Below are 16,106 nucleotides of genomic sequence, written 5' to 3' on the forward strand. Positions count from 1 at the left end.
CCACGCTAGGCATGGGCTTTATGTCGTTAAACTAGCGTTTTACTTTCTCAAACGCTTATTCCCACTCAATCGTCGCAGGCGGTTTGCCGGAGACGTCGTAAACCACGCGGGAGATGCCGTCGACTTCGTTGATGATGCGGTTCGACACTTTGCCGAGGAAATCGTATGGCAGGTGTGCCCAGTGCGCGGTCATAAAGTCGATGGTTTCGACGGCACGCAGGGCGATGATCCAATCGTATTTACGGCCATCGCCCATCACGCCCACCGAGCGAACCGGTAAGAACACGGCGAAGGCTTGCGAGACTTTCTCGTAGAGATCGGCGTTGCGTAGCTCTTCAATAAAGATCGCATCGGCGCGACGAAGCAGATCGCAGTATTCTTTTTGGATTTCGCCCAGCACGCGCACACCTAAGCCTGGCCCTGGGAAGGGGTGGCGGAACAGCATGTGATATGGCAAGCCCAGCTCAAGACCGATTTTACGGACTTCGTCTTTGAACAGCTCTTTGAGTGGCTCAACCAGACCCATTTCCATCTCTTCCGGTAAGCCACCGACGTTGTGGTGTGATTTGATCACATGCGCTTTACCGGTTTTCGAAGCCGCCGATTCGATCACGTCTGGGTAGATGGTGCCTTGCGCCAGCCATTTAGCATTGTCCATTTTACTCGCTTGCTCGTCGAACACTTCGACAAACACCCGGCCAATGATTTTACGCTTCGCTTCGGGATCGGCTTCACCTTTCAAGGCATTAAGGAAGCGGTCTTCCGCATTGACATGAATAATGTTCAACCCAAAGTGATCGCCGAACATTTCCAGCACTTGCTCACCTTCGTTAAGGCGCAGCAGGCCGTTATCAACGAACACACACGTGAGCTTATCGCCAATCGCACGGTGAACCAGCATAGCCACTACAGAAGAATCGACGCCGCCAGACAAGCCAAGGATCACCTCGTCATCCCCCACTTGCTCACGAATACGCTCAATCGCATCGTCAATAATGGTTGCCGGTGTCCACAAACGCTCGCACTGGCAGATTTGCATCACAAACTGCTCAAGCATCCGTTTGCCTTGGCGCGTGTGCGTCACTTCTGGGTGAAACTGAACACCATAAAAACGTTTATCTTCGTTGGCCATGGCTGCAAACGGACAGGTGTCTGTTTCAGCGATTTTGACAAAATCTTCCGGAATCGCGACCACTTTATCGCCGTGGCTCATCCACACATCTAAAAGTGGGTGACCATCATCGGCAATAGCATCTTCAATGCCATCAAACAGTGCGCTCTGGCCAACGCGTTTTACTTGCGCGTAGCCAAACTCGCGATGCTCAGAGCCCGCAACCTTACCACCAAGCTGCTCAGCCATGGTCTGCATGCCATAGCATACGCCCAACACAGGCACGCCTGCGTCAAAGACATATTGCGGTGCACGTGGCGAGTTGGCTTCTGCCACGCTCTCTGGGCCACCGGATAGGATGATGCCGTTGGGAGCAAAGTCACGAATGTCTTGCTCATCGACATCCCAGCTCCAAAGCTCACAATACACACCAATTTCACGGACACGGCGCGCAATCAACTGGGTGTACTGGGAGCCAAAATCAAGGATCAAAATACGTTGAGCATGAATGTTCTGGGTCATTATCTGGCTTTCTCAATTAAGTGGAACAAAGGGGAGCTGTGCTCCCCTCTCAAATGCATCGCGGTAGTGATGTCTTTAGCCGAGGCGATAGTTCGGCGCTTCTTTAGTAATGGTGACATCATGCGCGTGTGATTCTTTCATGCCCGCGCCGGTCACGCGAACAAACTGCGCGTTAGTGCGCATCTCTTCTATGGTGGCAGAGCCCGTTAAGCCCATGCTTGAACGCAACCCGCCCATTTGTTGGTGGATGATCTCTTTCATCATGCCTTTGTAATCAACGCGCCCTTCTATGCCTTCAGGCACCAACTTATCGGCGGCGTTATCGCTTTGGAAGTAACGGTCAGATGAGCCTTTTGACATGGCGCCCACTGAGCCCATACCGCGATAAGATTTGTACGCGCGGCCTTGGTAAAGCTCGACTTCACCCGGAGACTCTTCGGTACCGGCGAGCATTGAGCCCACCATCACACAGGATGCGCCGGCAGCAATGGCTTTACACAAGTCACCCGAGAAACGAATACCGCCATCGGCAATTACCGGAATACCATACTCTTGCGCGACGGCAGCGGCATCACTGATCGCGGTAATTTGCGGCACACCCACGCCAGTGACGATACGCGTGGTACAAATAGAGCCTGGGCCAATACCGACTTTTACGGCATCCACACCCGCGTCAATCAAGGCACGTGCGCCCTCGGCAGTGGCAACGTTACCGCCCACAATTTGTAAGTGCGGGTACGAGGCTCTGGCATCACGAATACGTTGTAGGACGCCCTCAGAGTGGCCGTGTGATGAGTCAATAAGTAACACATCGATTCCCGCTTCCACCAAGGCCGCGATACGCTCTTCATTGCCCGCCCCTGCGCCGACGGCACCACCGACACGCAAACGACCTTGTTCGTCTTTACAGGCGTTAGGCTTGCTTTCCGCTTTCTGGAAATCTTTGGCGGTGATCATGCCGCTGAGATGATGGTCTTGGTTGACGACCAGAATTTTTTCGACGCGATGCTGCTGCATCAACTGTTGCACTTGCTCACGCTCAGCGCCCTCACGCACGGTGGCGAGACGAGACTGAGGGGTCATCACATCTTCAACACGTTTGCTAAGATCTGAGACAAAACGCACGTCGCGTCCTGTAATAATGCCAACCAGCTCTTTTTGTTTATTCACCACTGGATAACCGGCAAAGCCATTGCGTTCGGTCAAGGCTTTGACATCGGCAATGGTCATCTCAGGCGTCACCGTAACCGGGTTAGACACCATGCCCGCTTCATAGATTTTCACCAAGCGCACTTGCTCGGCTTGCTGCTCGATGGTCATATTTTTATGGATAAAGCCAAGGCCGCCTTCTTGTGCCAATGCGATGGCCAAACGGGCTTCGGTCACTGTATCCATTGCTGCAGAGAGCACAGGGATGTTCAGGCTAATTGAACGGGTCAATTGGGTCCGCAGATCCGCATGGTTAGGGAGTACATTTGAGTGGGCAGGGACGAGGAGTACATCGTCAAAGGTTAACGCTTCTTTCGCGATTCTCAGCATTGCAATATCTCACACTAAAAGTTGTGAAGGGGAACAAAATATTGCCGCAGAATTATACGTGCAGCGCAAACGTTTGGCTATCGATTTTTACTAAGAATAGCGATTGATTGTCCAAGACAGATTTAGTCGGTTGATTTATCAACGGATACATTGTTCATTTTTTCGCAATCGATTGCTTCGATCGCCTGGCTATCGTCATGCTGAGTCAGTTGGCATCCCAGTATACGGCAGGTAGTATGCGATCAGGTTTATCAAAAGGATCAGCGATTGTGACCGCGAGTAATCAACATATTTTGTCCGTTTCCCGCCTCAATGCGGAGGTGCGTCTTTGCTTAGAAAAAAACATTGGCATTGTCTGGCTAACGGGCGAACTCTCCAATTTTACCGCGGCAACGTCTGGCCATTGGTATTTGTCACTCAAAGACAACCAAAGCCAAGTGAAGTGTGCCATGTTTCGTGGTAACAATCGTCGCGTGACCTTTAAACCCAAAAATGGGGATCAAGTCCTGGTGCGCGCGCGTGTGTCTATGTACGAGCCTCGAGGCGACTATCAGCTAATCTTAGAAAGCATGCAGCCCGAAGGCGATGGACGACTGCAGCAGGCGTTTGAGCAACGTAAACAAGCGTTAGCCGCAGAAGGGTTGTTCGCACAAACCGCTAAGCAAGCTTTGCCCGACCAACCAAAGCGCGTTGGCATAATCACCTCCAAAACCGGCGCTGCCTTGCATGATATTCTGAATGTACTTAAAAGACGGGACCCTAGCCTGCCGGTGGTGATTTATCCGACCCTGGTGCAAGGGCAAGATGCGGCAGTATCGATAGCGCAAGCGATCGGGCGCGCCAATAGCCGTCATGAGTGTGACGTACTGATTGTTGGTCGTGGCGGTGGGTCACTCGAGGATTTATGGTGCTTTAATGAAGAAATCGTCGCCCGTACCATCGCCGCGAGTCAGATCCCCATCGTCAGTGCCGTAGGCCATGAAGTGGATGTGACCATTGCTGACTTTGTTGCCGATGTTCGCGCCCCCACCCCATCAGCTGCCGCAGAACTTGTTAGCCGTGATCTGAGTTATCGCTTGCAGCAATATCAGCAGCGCGAGCAAGCGCTTAAAAACGCGATCGGCACGCTACTTTATCGCCAGCAACGGGAACTGACGCAACACGAACACCGTTTGTCTCACCAACACCCCCGTCGTCGTCTGCAACAGCAAAGTCAGCATATTGATGAGCTGCAAAGGCGCATTCACCAAGGACTGACGAAACAGCTTTCACGATATAACCACCAGCTTAATGCCCTGGATAGCCGGTTACAACGCGTGACGCCTGAGCATCGTATTCATCAACATCAGGCTCAATTGGCACAGCACCATCAACGCCTCGTCCACGCGATGAACTCGCAATTGTCACACGCGCAGCAGCGACTTTTGACCTTGGTGGCGACCTTGGATGCCGTCAGTCCATTAGCGACGCTCTCTCGTGGCTATTCGATTAGCCGTGACAGTGATGGGCGAATTATTAATAACATCAATCAACTGCATGAAGGCGATATCCTGCGCACCCAGCTCAGTAACGGCGAGATCACCAGCGTGGTACAACAGCGTCATCCAAGTCAGTCGGCTGATTAAACTCTGTACAATACACATCTAACCGATCAGTAAGCGATCGAGCGATCTTGGGGTTAATTCCCCTTGATCAGCTTCCTACCCTGAAAAGAATATTTATCAATACACTTCCCRAAAGCATAAGTTACATGTTCTGCATTTGGATTTTTATCGATATAAAACACTAAAAAATAGCGTTGTAAATTAAAGATCCAGCATAAATGAAATGAGAGTGAGGTGAAGGGGTGATGCAATTATCGCCGCTCAAAACCTGCCCAGTCACGCGATAAGCTAAGATCCACGACATCACAGACGACGTGGCTTTAATGTGATTATGATCACGAATGATAAATTCAAGATCCAGGTTTGGATCGTTAAAAGTAGGCGGGATCAAAAAAGCCCAGCATCAAGGCTGGGCTTTCGTTTACTTCTTATTGCGGTTTTTAACCATGTCCATCAAGCGTTTGCGTTGACGTGACTGAGATAACGTCAGCTTTTCTTTTTTACCCTCATACGGGTTTTCACTGTTCTGGAACTGAATCTTTATCGGTGTGCCCATAATGTCTAAGGTTCGACGATAATAATTCATCAGGTAGCGCTTATAGGAGTCTGGCAACTCACTCACCAAGTTACCATGGACGACCACAATGGGTGGGTTATATCCACCGGCGTGTGCATATTTTAGCTTCACTCGGCGGCCACGTATCATTGGAGGCTGATGGTCATCTTGCGCCATTTTCAAAATACGGGTTAGCATCGCGGTTCCGACACGTTTGGTCGCCGACTGATAGGCTTCTTGAATGGACTCAAACAAGTGACCGACACCGGTACCATGCAACGCAGAAATAAAGTGAACGCGTGCAAAGTCGACAAAACCAAGGCGACGATCCAGCTCGGATTTCACCCGCGTTTTAATCTCGCTATCTAAGCCATCCCACTTGTTAACCGCCAACACGATCGAACGGCCCGCATTCAAGGCAAACCCTAGCAAGCTCAAGTCTTGATCAGATATATTTTCTCGAGCATCAATCACTAGCAGCACGACGTTCGCGTCTTCGATAGCCTTAAGTGTTTGAATAACAGAAAATTTTTCAACTTTTTCACTAACATGTTTACGACGACGTATACCGGCCGTATCAATCATCACGTACTCGCGCCCATCGCGCTCCATCGGGATATAAATGGAGTCTCGTGTGGTCCCCGGCATATCGTAAACGACGACTCGTTCTTCACCGAGCATGCGATTGGTCAAGGTCGATTTACCCACATTGGGGCGACCTATAATACCAATTTTAATCGGCAGTGATTGAAGGTAGGCGTACTCATTTTCTGCCTGCTCTTCTGTGTTCACGGTCGGGTTGTCTTGATCATCGATGTCATCTTGCTCATCGGTCAGGTCAACCAGACCTGTCTCTTCCTGCGCTTGCTGTAGCGCTTGTTCGGCAAAGGGCGTTAGAGCACGATTAATCAATCCGCTGACCCCACGACCGTGTGCGGCAGCAATTTGATACATGTTGTCCATGCCTAATTGCCAAAAGTCTGCGGTTGCGGTATCTGGGTCAATACCGTCTACTTTGTTGACGACCAAAAAGCTAGTTTTTTCGCGGACACGGATATGTTGAGCAATATCCCGATCAGCAGGTGTTAATCCTGCACGCCCGTCCACCATAAATAACACCACGTCGGCTTCTTCAATCGCAGCAAGCGATTGTTCGGCCATTTTGGTTTCTACACCCTCTTCTGTACCATCAATCCCGCCGGTGTCGATCACGATAAATTCGTGCTCATCCAGCAATGCCTTGCCGTATTTTCGATCCCTGGTCAGTCCCGGAAAATCCGCTACTAATGCATCGCGCGTGCGGGTAAGACGGTTAAAGAGCGTCGATTTTCCCACATTCGGGCGCCCTACTAGGGCTATAACAGGAATCATGTAGACCTCTTAATTTTCATTCTCTTATCAATAAACAAGGCTCCCAACTGTCTATACAGCCAGGAGCCTAAATATAAAACTGGGTGGCTGATACTAGTCGATAGCCAGCTTTCTCAATTGGCCATCGCGTGTTATCACGATATAGCCATTATCGGTTTGCACGGGCGCCACCGCAATACCCTCGCCTTCAAGCGATTGCTGGGCAACAAAATCCCCAGTTTCTGGATCGAGCCAATGCAAGTACCCTTGGCTATCTCCAACCACGAGATAACCATCGCTTGCCGCTGGCGCAGTTAATATGCGATACGCTAACTCACTGTTGCGCCATTTCTCTAAACCATTACGTGCATCTAATGCGACAATATTGTCTTTATCATCAATTAAATAAAGGCTATTACCCGCCGCAATAAAATCGTTGGCCGATGAAAAATCACGCTTCCATGCTGCTTTTCCCGAGCGTAAATCAATCGACACTAACTGCCCATTATAGCCCACGGCATACAAACGGTCGCCATCAATCACAGGGGTCGCATCCACATCAACAAGACGATCAATTTCGGTCGCCCCTTTGGGTGTCGAAATCGGAATTTGCCAAATAGAGCGACCTGTTTCGATCATCGCGGCGCCAAGACGACCATTCGCCATCCCCCAGAATACACCGCCTGACACGGTTACGGGGGCACTCTCGCCGCGCAAACTTAGATTAGGGACATCATTGGCGTTACTCCACTGAGGCTCACCGGATTCCGCATCAAGCGCAACCAACTCACCGCGGCTGGTATTAACGATCACCATACCAGCGTCGACCAAAGGCTTGGCCAGGATTTCACCGTTCACATTTTGCTGCCAAAGGCGCTCGCCTGTTTCAGCATCCAAGGCATACAGTTCGCCGGTTTCTCCGCCAACATACACTTTACCGTAGGATGCACTCAGCCCACCAGATAACAACGCTGGCGTCTCAGTTTGCACCGACTGCTGCCAAATACGCTCGCCACTTTCAAGATCAAACGCAGCCACTTCTCCCTGGCGGTCAGCGGCGAATACCTTATCGTACGCGACCGTCGGTTGAAGGGCCGAATAATATTGCCCGACACCATCACCGACTTGGGCTTGCCAAATCTGTGATGATGCAATTTTATCCGTTACAGTGGGTAATGGTGCCATTTGCACAACATCTTCTTCACCCGCACAACCGGTCAGTATCGCCAAAGTCGTGGCCACAGCGGCTATGCGCCATAATCCTTTTTTCATACCACGCCCTTATTGACTGAGGTTATCAAGCTTCATCGTGACGGTTGGACTCGCTCCTGCCTCAAGCGAGGCGGTATAGGCATCACGAGCGGCCTCACTGTCCCCTTGCCGAAGCAAAATATCACCGCGAATTTCCTGTACTTTGGCTGTCCAACTTGACGCGGTCACTTTATCCAGTTCACTCAGTGCCGCGTCATACTGACCCAGCTCCGCGTTCACACGCGCTAAACGCGTGGTTACCAACCCATAGAGCGCATCATCATTTACCGCTTGCTGGGCCGTTTGCAGCTGTTTACGTGCACTGTCTAGCTCTCCCTGTTCAACCTGTTTCTTTGCCAGGTTAAGTGCCGCCAGCGCTTGATAACCTTCATGCCCCTCGAGCTGGCTCAGTGCCGTGCCATCACCGCTCTCGATACTGTTCAAAGTTTGTTCGTATTGTTGAGAGGCTTGTTCCTTACTTTCGACCTGTTGCGACTGGAAATAACGCCAGCCGTACAAGGCACCTAAACCGACAACAGCGCCGATTACAACCGCTTTCCCGTTATCTCGCCACCACTTTTTAATGGCTTCAACTTGCTGCTCTTCTGTGGTGTAGACGTCCACGATCTGTCCTCTCTAAATCAATGCTTTTAATGTCGCAGCGATCTGATCCTGCTTCAGAGTTTGTTGCTCGCCGCCTTTTAAATCTTTTAGCGCTACCGTTTGATTAGCGACTTCGTCTTCGCCCAAAACCAATGCGACGGATGCGCCGACTTTGTCTGCACGTTTAAATTGCTTTTTAAAACTGCCACCACCAAAGTGCGACATAACGCGTAACCCCGGCACTTGCTCACGCAGGTTTTCGGCTAGTTTCATCCCAGCGGCTAAGGCGCCCTCGCCTGCCGTCACCATGTATACATCCACCACTGGGCGGATATCATCTTGGCTCAGGTTTTCGAGCATCAAGACTAAGCGCTCAAGGCCCATTGCAAACCCGACCGCCGGTGTTGCCTTACCACCGAGTTGTTCAACCAAACCATCGTAGCGGCCGCCGCCACACACCGTGCCCTGCGCGCCTAAGCTATCGGTAATCCACTCAAAGACCGTGCGGTTGTAATAATCAAGTCCACGTACTAGACGGTGATTCACTTGGTATTCGATACCTGCCGCGTCCAAGAGTTCACACAATCCAGCAAAATGTTGTTTTGACTCGTCATCCAGATAATCACTGAGCTTTGGCGCATCAACAAGAATCGCCTGGATATCCGCGTTTTTGGTATCTAATACACGTAGCGGATTGGTCTGCATGCGACGTTTACTGTCCTCATCCAACACCGATTCGTGCTGCATCAGAAAAGCAACCAGTGCTTGGCGATAATCCGCACGCGCTTGCGGCGAACCAATGGAGTTAAGTTCTAAACGGACGTGTTCAGCAATCCCCAGCTCACGCCACATCCGGGCCGTCATCATGATCAATTCGGCATCAACGTCAGGGCCATTCAAGCCAAAGACTTCCACTCCAAATTGATGAAATTGACGATAGCGGCCTTTTTGTGGACGCTCATGACGGAACATTGGCCCGGTATACCACAAACGGTGTTCCTGGTTATAGAGCAAGCCGTTTTCGATCCCTGCGCGGACACAACCCGCCGTGCCTTCAGGTCGTAGCGTTAGGCTGTCACCGTTTCGATCATCAAAGGTGTACATTTCTTTTTCGACAACGTCGGTCACTTCACCAATCGCACGGCTAAACAGATGTGTTGCTTCGACGATAGGCATACGTACTTCACTGTAGCCATAGGCACTGACGACCTGTTTAATCGTATTTTCGAGCTTCTGCCACAAAGGAGATTGAGAAGGGAGGCAGTCATTCATGCCTCGGATTGCTTGAATTGTTTTAGCCACGTTAACTTCCGTTACCGATATCATATATAAAAGGGGAAAAGGCAGCCTGATGGCTTAGCCTTCTTGATCGATTTGAGACACCTTGATGCGGTTGCGCTCATCCATCATCGCCGCTTTGGCGCGGATTTTTGCTTCTAACTCATCCACCAAGTTGTCATTGGTAAAGCGCTCTTTTTGACGTTTGCCGTCGAGATAATAAGCACTGCGCTTGTTGCCACCAGCAAGGCCAAGATGTGACGCTTCGGCTTCGCCTGGGCCATTGACAACGCAACCAATGATTGAAACGTCCATTGGCGTCAGAATATCTTCTACGCGCTGTTCAAGCGCATTCACGGTGCCGATGACGTCAAATTCCTGACGAGAGCAGCTTGGGCAGGCGATAAAATTCACCCCGCGTGAGCGAATTCGGAGGGATTTAAGAATATCAAACCCAACTTTAATTTCTTCAACAGGATCGGCTGCTAACGACACACGCAACGTATCGCCAATACCTTCAGCGAGTAACATGCCTAGCCCAACCGATGATTTTACCGCCCCTGCGCGCGCACCACCTGCTTCGGTGATCCCGAGGTGAAGAGGTTGCTCAATCTGTTGTGCTAATTTGCGGTAGGATTCCACCGCTAAAAAAACGTCTGATGCTTTCACACTGACTTTAAATTGGTCGAAGTTGAGTCGATCGAGAATATCAACATGACGCATCGCGGATTCTACCAGCGCGTCTGGCGTTGGCTCACCGTATTTTTCCTGGAGATCACGTTCTAGCGAGCCACCGTTAACACCAATTCGAATCGGGATGTTTTTATCGCGAGCAGCATCGACCACCGCACGGATGCGCTCTTCTTTACCGATATTCCCAGGGTTGATCCGCAAACAATCGACACCGTATTCAGCGACTTTAAGCGCGATACGATAGTCAAAGTGAATATCTGCCACTAGCGGGATCGACGTTTGCGCTTTAATTGTTTTGAAGGCTTCAGCGGCATCCATAGTGGGGACTGACACGCGAACAATGTCTGCACCCACATTTTCGAGCGCTTTTATTTGCGCCACGGTCGCCTCAACATCCGTGGTGCGCGTATTGGTCATTGATTGCACTGCAATGGGCGCACCATCACCAATCGGCACATTGCCCACATTGATACGTTTGGACGGACGACGTTTAATCGGATTTTCGTTGTGCATATTGACGTTCTCTGATTACTGCGGAAGGCGCAACCGAGCCACTTGCCCGGTTGGGTAGCCATCAAGATCAATATTGTCGCCATTAAAGGTAATGTTCACCACACTTGGCGCCCCAAGTACCAATTGGTACGGCGTTTCGCCAGTTAAGGTAATTTGCTCACCTTCAGCTTTTATTCCTGTCGCCAAGCGTTCGCCATTGGCATCACGCACATCAATCCAGCAATCGCCAGTAAAGGTCATGACCAGGCGATTTTCGTTGGCGCTTGCGGTCGTTTTTGCTGCCGGATCCGTCACTGGCGCTTGTGCTGTTTCCTGACGACTCGCTGCGTCAGTCGTTTGCGCCTCCATTTGTGTCTTAGCGGCTGTTGCCTCATCAGAGGTAGACACAGGATTCGATTGCCCCTCATCACTGGCTTTGGCCGCGGGTTCTACCGGCTGCGGCGCATCGACTGCTTTAGCAGGCTCAGTGTCGAGTTCATCGGTGCTCGGTTGGGGCTCGGCGGCAATCACAGCACTGTCTTGGTCAGAAGGGGTGGTTACTAACTCATCGGCTTGTTCGCTATCCAGCTGCGTGGGTAACGATGTCATCGCTTGTTGATTTTGCCAATACCACACGCCAGTAATACCCACCGCAATAGCAATGATCACCCAAGACAACCACATCAAACGGCTTTCACTCCTTTGCCGTCGTGTCTTGCGCGAAAAGCTTTGCATTTTCTGAACCGTTGCCGCACTGCTTGCTTCCATATTGCTGTCACCGAGAAGCTGGTCGGCGTCGATTTGCATTAACTTGGCATAGGATCGCAAATAGCCACGCGTAAACGTGGCCAGTTGATCCATATCTGGATTATTGCTTTCGAGGTCCTCGATGACACTGACGCGCAATCGCAGTCGGTCAGCCACATCGCGAACACTCCAGCCCATTTTTTCTCGCGCTTGCTTTAATACTTCCCCGGGCGCAGGTTGCGTATCTTTTTGCGCGTGTTCTTCCGTCTGTTCAGTATTCATTCGCTAAGTACAATTGATATTCTTTGGATTCTGGAAACTGGTGCGCCAATCGCTGAGCATCATGGGCAGCTCGCTCCGTGTTGCCTTGTTGCTGATAAGCTTTGACCAACAATAATAATCCGCTGGGATGGGCACCAACGCGTTTATGGAGTCGTTTGATACGCGTAATGGCACCTGCCTCTTGCCCTCGTTCTATCTCTAACTTGGCAAGTTGTAATCCTGCGCGGACATTCAGCGGGTCATGCTCAGTCGCTTTTTCCAACAAGGCCTTCGCGCTCTTAGTTTCGCCCGCTTTTAGCTGGCAGAACGCGGCATTTTCATAACTGTCTGACACGCGATGATAATACGGTTGTGCGACGGCTTGCAAAAATGCCTCTTTTGCCTCAGCAAAACGCTGTTGTTCGCACAAAAACACACCGTAGTTATTATACACATCGCCTTTTTTAGACGCTTGCGATAACGCTTTTTGATATAAACGGTCCGCTTGGTCGGTTTCACCGACACGTTGTTGATAATACGCCATAGACAGCGAGGTACGATAGTAATTAGGCGCATATTGGTGTGCTTGCTGCAAGTTTTGCTGCGCTTGTTGATAGCGATCACTGTTTAAGTAACCTAACCCCAACGAAATTCGTGCCTCGGCCGCTTGAATCTTATCAAACTTAGCGTCGTTTTGCTGTGAAACTGGCGAGGCACAACCTGCCAACGTGATAATCAACACCCATACCCAGCCAGTTTTTACCATGTTCTTCCCTTATAAAGACCTATAATGCTAGACGGGTCGAACAGGGATCACCTCCTGCGCACCCAGTCGCTTTTCGGCGCGTTTTGTCCGGTCGACAATGTCTCCGGCTAATTGGCCACACGCCGCATCAATATCATCGCCGCGCGTTTTACGCACCGTGACCGTAAAATCGTATTCCATTAAGGTTTTCATAAACCTATCAATACGAGAGTTACTTGGTTTATTGAATGGCGATCCAGGATACGGGTTAAATGGGATCAGGTTAATCTTCGCCGGTGTATCTTTTAACAGCTCTGCGAGTTGGCGCGCATGCTCCATGTAGTCATTCACATGATCGAGCAAAATATATTCAACCGTGACACGGCCACGGTTGGCATTCGAGGTTTCAATATAACGATGCACCACATCTAAGAAAGCGTCGATATCCCAGCGATCGTTAATCGGCATAATTTGGCTACGCAGTTCATCATTCGGCGCGTGCAGTGAAATCGCTAGCGCAACATCAATTTTACCAATCATCTGCTCCAAGCCAGACACCACACCGGAAGTCGATACCGTGACACGACGCTTCGACAAGCCATAGGCATTATCATCGAGCATCAGGTTGAGTGACGGCAGCAGGTTTTTCATGTTCAGCAACGGCTCGCCCATCCCCATCATCACCACATTGGTAATAGGACGGCGTCCGGTTTCTTTTTCGATACCAATTTCTTTTGCGGCACGCCAAACCTGGCCAATAATTTCAGAAACCCGCAAATTACGGTTAAAACCCTGCGCACCGGTCGAGCAAAATTTGCAGTCGAGCGCACAACCAACCTGAGAGGAAACACACAATGTTGCCCGGTCATCTTCAGGGATATACACGGTTTCCACATCTTGACCGCCCACTCGCATCGCCCATTTAATGGTGCCATCTTTTGAGTAATGCGCTTCACTCACTTCAGGGGCTTTAACCTCGGCGACCAGCTTGAGCTTTTCACGTAACTTCTTGTTGATGTTGTTCATTTCATCGAAGTCATCGCAACCAAAATGATACATCCACTTCATGACTTGGTCAGCGCGGAAGGCTTTTTCACCGAGCTCATCGGCGAAATAGGCACGCAATCCTTGCCTGTCAAAATCAAGCAGATTTACTTTCTCTGTCGTCATTGGGGTTGCCTCGTAAAAACTAGCTATATGGTAAGACACGGGTATTGGCCTGGCGTTCTCGAGTGAATACACCTTGAATCTAGTCAAGATCCCTGTTCGGAACGCGCTTAAGGCGCGAAATTGTACAGGCTTTAGATCACACTTTCCACTCTCTATGAGCGTGGTTATTCAGGTAAGAGGCAGGAGAAGAACAAAACAAAAAAGAGGCTCGCGCCTCTTTATAAACCTTTTATATCCGTCTTTGCGTTAACAACGAGGATGAATCTCATCCGCGGTGAAAAAATACGCAATTTCACGTTCAGCCGAGCCTGGGCTATCCGAGCCATGTACGGAGTTATATTGCATACTTTCCGCGTAGTCAGCGCGCAATGTCCCGCAAGCCGCTTCTTCGGGGTTAGTTTTGCCCATCAACTCACGATAACGGTTAATGGCACCCTCGCCTTCCAACACCTGCACCATAATCGGTCCAGAGGTCATAAACTCGACTAAGGACGCAAAGAAAGGTTTACCTTGGTGCTCAGCATAAAACCCCTCAGCCTGTTCTTTGCTAAGGTGTAACATTTTCGCTGCCACGATGCGTAAGCCAGCACTTTCGATACGCTGATAAAGCGTACCAATCAAGTTACGCTCTACGGCATCAGGTTTGACGATAGAAAAAGTGCGTTCAATGGTCATTCGCTTGTCCTTTTACTGTCTAAATCAGGCTCACTAGGAGCAACAACGCGCTTACCCTAGCAAACTTTGTTGTCTGCCCCTATCACCAATGCGGTGAAGCGTTAACTCACACAAAAAATTCGTTAACACCTCACCGATTAATTGATGAGGTTATTTGGCTTCATCCAATAACACACGCGCCAAGGTTTTCACGCCCATCCCGGTGGCACCGACCGCCCATTTGTCACTGGCGGCTTTACGATAAGTCCCCGAACAGTCGATGTGCATCCAGCCTTTTTGGTAATCTTCGACAAAATACGATAAAAACGCGGCGGCCGTGCTCGCACCTGGCATGTACGCGCCTGTCGATACGTTGGCAATATCAGCAAATGAAGAAGGCAGTAACTTACGATGGAATTCAGCCACAGGGAGAGACCACATTCCTTCACCCTCTTGCTGTGCCGCCTCAAGGGTACGATGGGCGAGCTTATCATCAAAGCTAAACAATGCGTGATAATCGTTACCCAATGCGGCTTTTGCTGAGCCCGTCAGGGTGGCGCAATCAATTAAGAGTTCAGGCTTTTGCTCACTGGCATACATTAAGCCATCCGCGAGCACCAAGCGTCCTTCGGCATCGGTATTCAATACTTCAACCGTCACGCCGTTTTTGTAAGTGATAATATCACCTAGCTTGTAGGCACTGCTTGAGATCATGTTCTCTGCACAGCAAAGCACTAATTTCACGCGCTTATTTAGGCCCTTCGCCACTGCCATCGCCAATGCGCCTGTCGCGGTTGCCGAGCCACCCATATCGGCTTTCATGGTGGTCATAAAATCTGAGCCTTTGATGCTATAGCCGCCCGAATCAAAGGTGATCCCTTTTCCGACTAAGCATGCATAAACCGGTGCATCCGGATCGCCGGTCGGGTTGTAGTCCAATTGCAACATGGTCGGTTTACGGGCAGAGCCTCGTCCAACGGTATAGATGCCGTGCCAGCCTTTTTCTAACAGATCCGTGCCTGAAATAATCTTGTAAGTGACATGCTCCGGCTCCGGTGCCATCGATTTTACAAATTCCCCTGCGCGGGCCACCAACTGATGCGGACCGACTTCTTCTGCCGGTTGGTTGATAATATCGCGCACCCAGTCACCAACAGTTTGCCGAAGTTCGAACTCCTTGGTGTCTGTGTCATTTAAGACCGCTTGCGCAAAAGCCACTTTATTTTTAGGACCGCGAAGCCCTTGGTAAAAGGCCCACACTAATTCAAGATCCCAATGCTCGCCGGTCAGCGTCAGTGCAGGGACACCTTGCCCCTCGAGTTTACGCGCGGCTTGTTGCACCTTATCTCGTTGATTGGTGTCGCTCGGTGCATGGATAAGCGCTTTATCGGCGTCAAAAGAGACCAGCGCATTATCGCCCCATTGCGCGGCTGCCGGCTGATGCGACAGGGTTACTTTTAATGTTTCTGACATTTTGTACTCCTTGTACTGTCGCGCTGTTTTTTACTGTACAGCGTGTTTGACTGGGCA

The 16,106-nt window shown here is 50.4% G+C and carries 13 protein-coding genes; 1 reads left to right on the plus strand and 12 read right to left on the minus strand.

Annotation, left to right across the window (positions count from 1 at the left end):
- Nucleotides 1–55: 55 nt before the first annotated feature.
- Nucleotides 56–1,633 carry a glutamine-hydrolyzing GMP synthase gene (gene guaA / locus BZG80_RS01635; protein WP_021022937.1) on the minus strand — a complete coding sequence of 526 codons (1,578 nt, stop codon included), beginning with the start codon at nt 1,631–1,633 and terminating at the stop codon, nt 56–58.
- A 75-nt stretch (nt 1,634–1,708) separates the two neighbouring features.
- On the minus strand, nt 1,709–3,172 hold the full coding sequence (gene guaB / locus BZG80_RS01640) for an IMP dehydrogenase (protein ID WP_021022936.1): 1,464 nt from the start codon (nt 3,170–3,172) through the stop codon (nt 1,709–1,711).
- 269 nt (nt 3,173–3,441) lie between these two features.
- Here guaB and xseA point away from each other — a divergent pair, with 269 nt between their 5' ends.
- Entirely contained in the window at nt 3,442–4,797 is a 1,356-nt protein-coding gene (gene xseA, locus BZG80_RS01645; protein ID WP_077678610.1) for an exodeoxyribonuclease VII large subunit, read from the plus strand.
- A 400-nt stretch (nt 4,798–5,197) separates the two neighbouring features.
- Here the strand turns inward: xseA and der are convergent, their stop codons facing one another.
- The 10 genes from der to pepB form a co-directional block, all read right to left on the minus strand.
- Entirely contained in the window at nt 5,198–6,703 is a 1,506-nt protein-coding gene (der, locus tag BZG80_RS01650; RefSeq protein ID WP_021022934.1) for a ribosome biogenesis GTPase Der, read from the minus strand.
- 93 nt (nt 6,704–6,796) lie between these two features.
- On the minus strand, nt 6,797–7,954 hold the full coding sequence (bamB, locus tag BZG80_RS01655) for an outer membrane protein assembly factor BamB (protein ID WP_021022933.1): 1,158 nt from the start codon (nt 7,952–7,954) through the stop codon (nt 6,797–6,799).
- Nucleotides 7,955–7,963: 9 nt separating this feature from the next.
- Nucleotides 7,964–8,557 (minus strand): YfgM family protein, encoded by a 594-nt coding sequence (locus tag BZG80_RS01660; RefSeq protein ID WP_021022932.1) that lies wholly within the window; start codon nt 8,555–8,557, stop codon nt 7,964–7,966.
- A 12-nt stretch (nt 8,558–8,569) separates the two neighbouring features.
- A complete protein-coding gene (gene hisS, locus BZG80_RS01665) occupies nt 8,570–9,838 on the minus strand; it encodes a histidine--tRNA ligase (protein ID WP_028569626.1) in 1,269 nt (422 codons plus the stop codon).
- A 54-nt stretch (nt 9,839–9,892) separates the two neighbouring features.
- A complete protein-coding gene (ispG, locus tag BZG80_RS01670) occupies nt 9,893–11,020 on the minus strand; it encodes a flavodoxin-dependent (E)-4-hydroxy-3-methylbut-2-enyl-diphosphate synthase (RefSeq protein ID WP_021022930.1) in 1,128 nt (375 codons plus the stop codon).
- Between the two features lie 15 nt (nt 11,021–11,035).
- Nucleotides 11,036–12,028, minus strand: coding sequence for a cytoskeleton protein RodZ (rodZ, locus tag BZG80_RS01675; protein ID WP_021022929.1), 993 nt, complete (start codon nt 12,026–12,028; stop codon nt 11,036–11,038).
- The gene (pilW, locus tag BZG80_RS01680; protein ID WP_021022928.1) at nt 12,018–12,773 is read right to left on the minus strand and encodes a type IV pilus biogenesis/stability protein PilW; all 756 of its coding nucleotides are present in this window, start codon (nt 12,771–12,773) and stop codon (nt 12,018–12,020) included. Before pilW ends, rodZ begins: the two co-directional genes overlap by 11 nt.
- A gap of 27 nt (nt 12,774–12,800) precedes the next feature.
- Nucleotides 12,801–13,922, minus strand: coding sequence for a bifunctional tRNA (adenosine(37)-C2)-methyltransferase TrmG/ribosomal RNA large subunit methyltransferase RlmN (locus tag BZG80_RS01685; RefSeq protein ID WP_021022927.1), 1,122 nt, complete (start codon nt 13,920–13,922; stop codon nt 12,801–12,803).
- Between the two features lie 246 nt (nt 13,923–14,168).
- Nucleotides 14,169–14,597, minus strand: coding sequence for a nucleoside-diphosphate kinase (gene ndk, locus BZG80_RS01690; protein WP_021022926.1), 429 nt, complete (start codon nt 14,595–14,597; stop codon nt 14,169–14,171).
- A gap of 150 nt (nt 14,598–14,747) precedes the next feature.
- A complete protein-coding gene (gene pepB / locus BZG80_RS01695; protein WP_077460269.1) occupies nt 14,748–16,049 on the minus strand; it encodes an aminopeptidase PepB in 1,302 nt (433 codons plus the stop codon).
- Between the last annotated feature and the right edge of the window lie 57 nt (nt 16,050–16,106).

Source organism: Salinivibrio sp. MA440 (assembly GCF_001996265.1).
GTDB lineage: Bacteria > Pseudomonadota > Gammaproteobacteria > Enterobacterales > Vibrionaceae > Salinivibrio > Salinivibrio costicola.

What these genes read in the sequence shown, in the direction of transcription:
- guaA (WP_021022937.1), bottom strand. Translation starts at nt 1,633, where the DNA reads ATGACCCAGAACATTCATGCTCAACGTATTTTGATCCTTGATTTTGGC.
- guaB (WP_021022936.1), bottom strand. Translation starts at nt 3,172, where the DNA reads ATGCTGAGAATCGCGAAAGAAGCGTTAACCTTTGACGATGTACTCCTC.
- der (WP_021022934.1), bottom strand. Translation starts at nt 6,703, where the DNA reads ATGATTCCTGTTATAGCCCTAGTAGGGCGCCCGAATGTGGGAAAATCG.
- bamB (WP_021022933.1), bottom strand. Translation starts at nt 7,954, where the DNA reads ATGAAAAAAGGATTATGGCGCATAGCCGCTGTGGCCACGACTTTGGCG.
- ispG (WP_021022930.1), bottom strand. Translation starts at nt 11,020, where the DNA reads ATGCACAACGAAAATCCGATTAAACGTCGTCCGTCCAAACGTATCAAT.
- rodZ (WP_021022929.1), bottom strand. Translation starts at nt 12,028, where the DNA reads ATGAATACTGAACAGACGGAAGAACACGCGCAAAAAGATACGCAACCT.
- pilW (WP_021022928.1), bottom strand. Translation starts at nt 12,773, where the DNA reads ATGGTAAAAACTGGCTGGGTATGGGTGTTGATTATCACGTTGGCAGGT.
- BZG80_RS01685 (WP_021022927.1), bottom strand. Translation starts at nt 13,922, where the DNA reads ATGACGACAGAGAAAGTAAATCTGCTTGATTTTGACAGGCAAGGATTG.
- ndk (WP_021022926.1), bottom strand. Translation starts at nt 14,597, where the DNA reads ATGACCATTGAACGCACTTTTTCTATCGTCAAACCTGATGCCGTAGAG.
- pepB (WP_077460269.1), bottom strand. Translation starts at nt 16,049, where the DNA reads ATGTCAGAAACATTAAAAGTAACCCTGTCGCATCAGCCGGCAGCCGCG.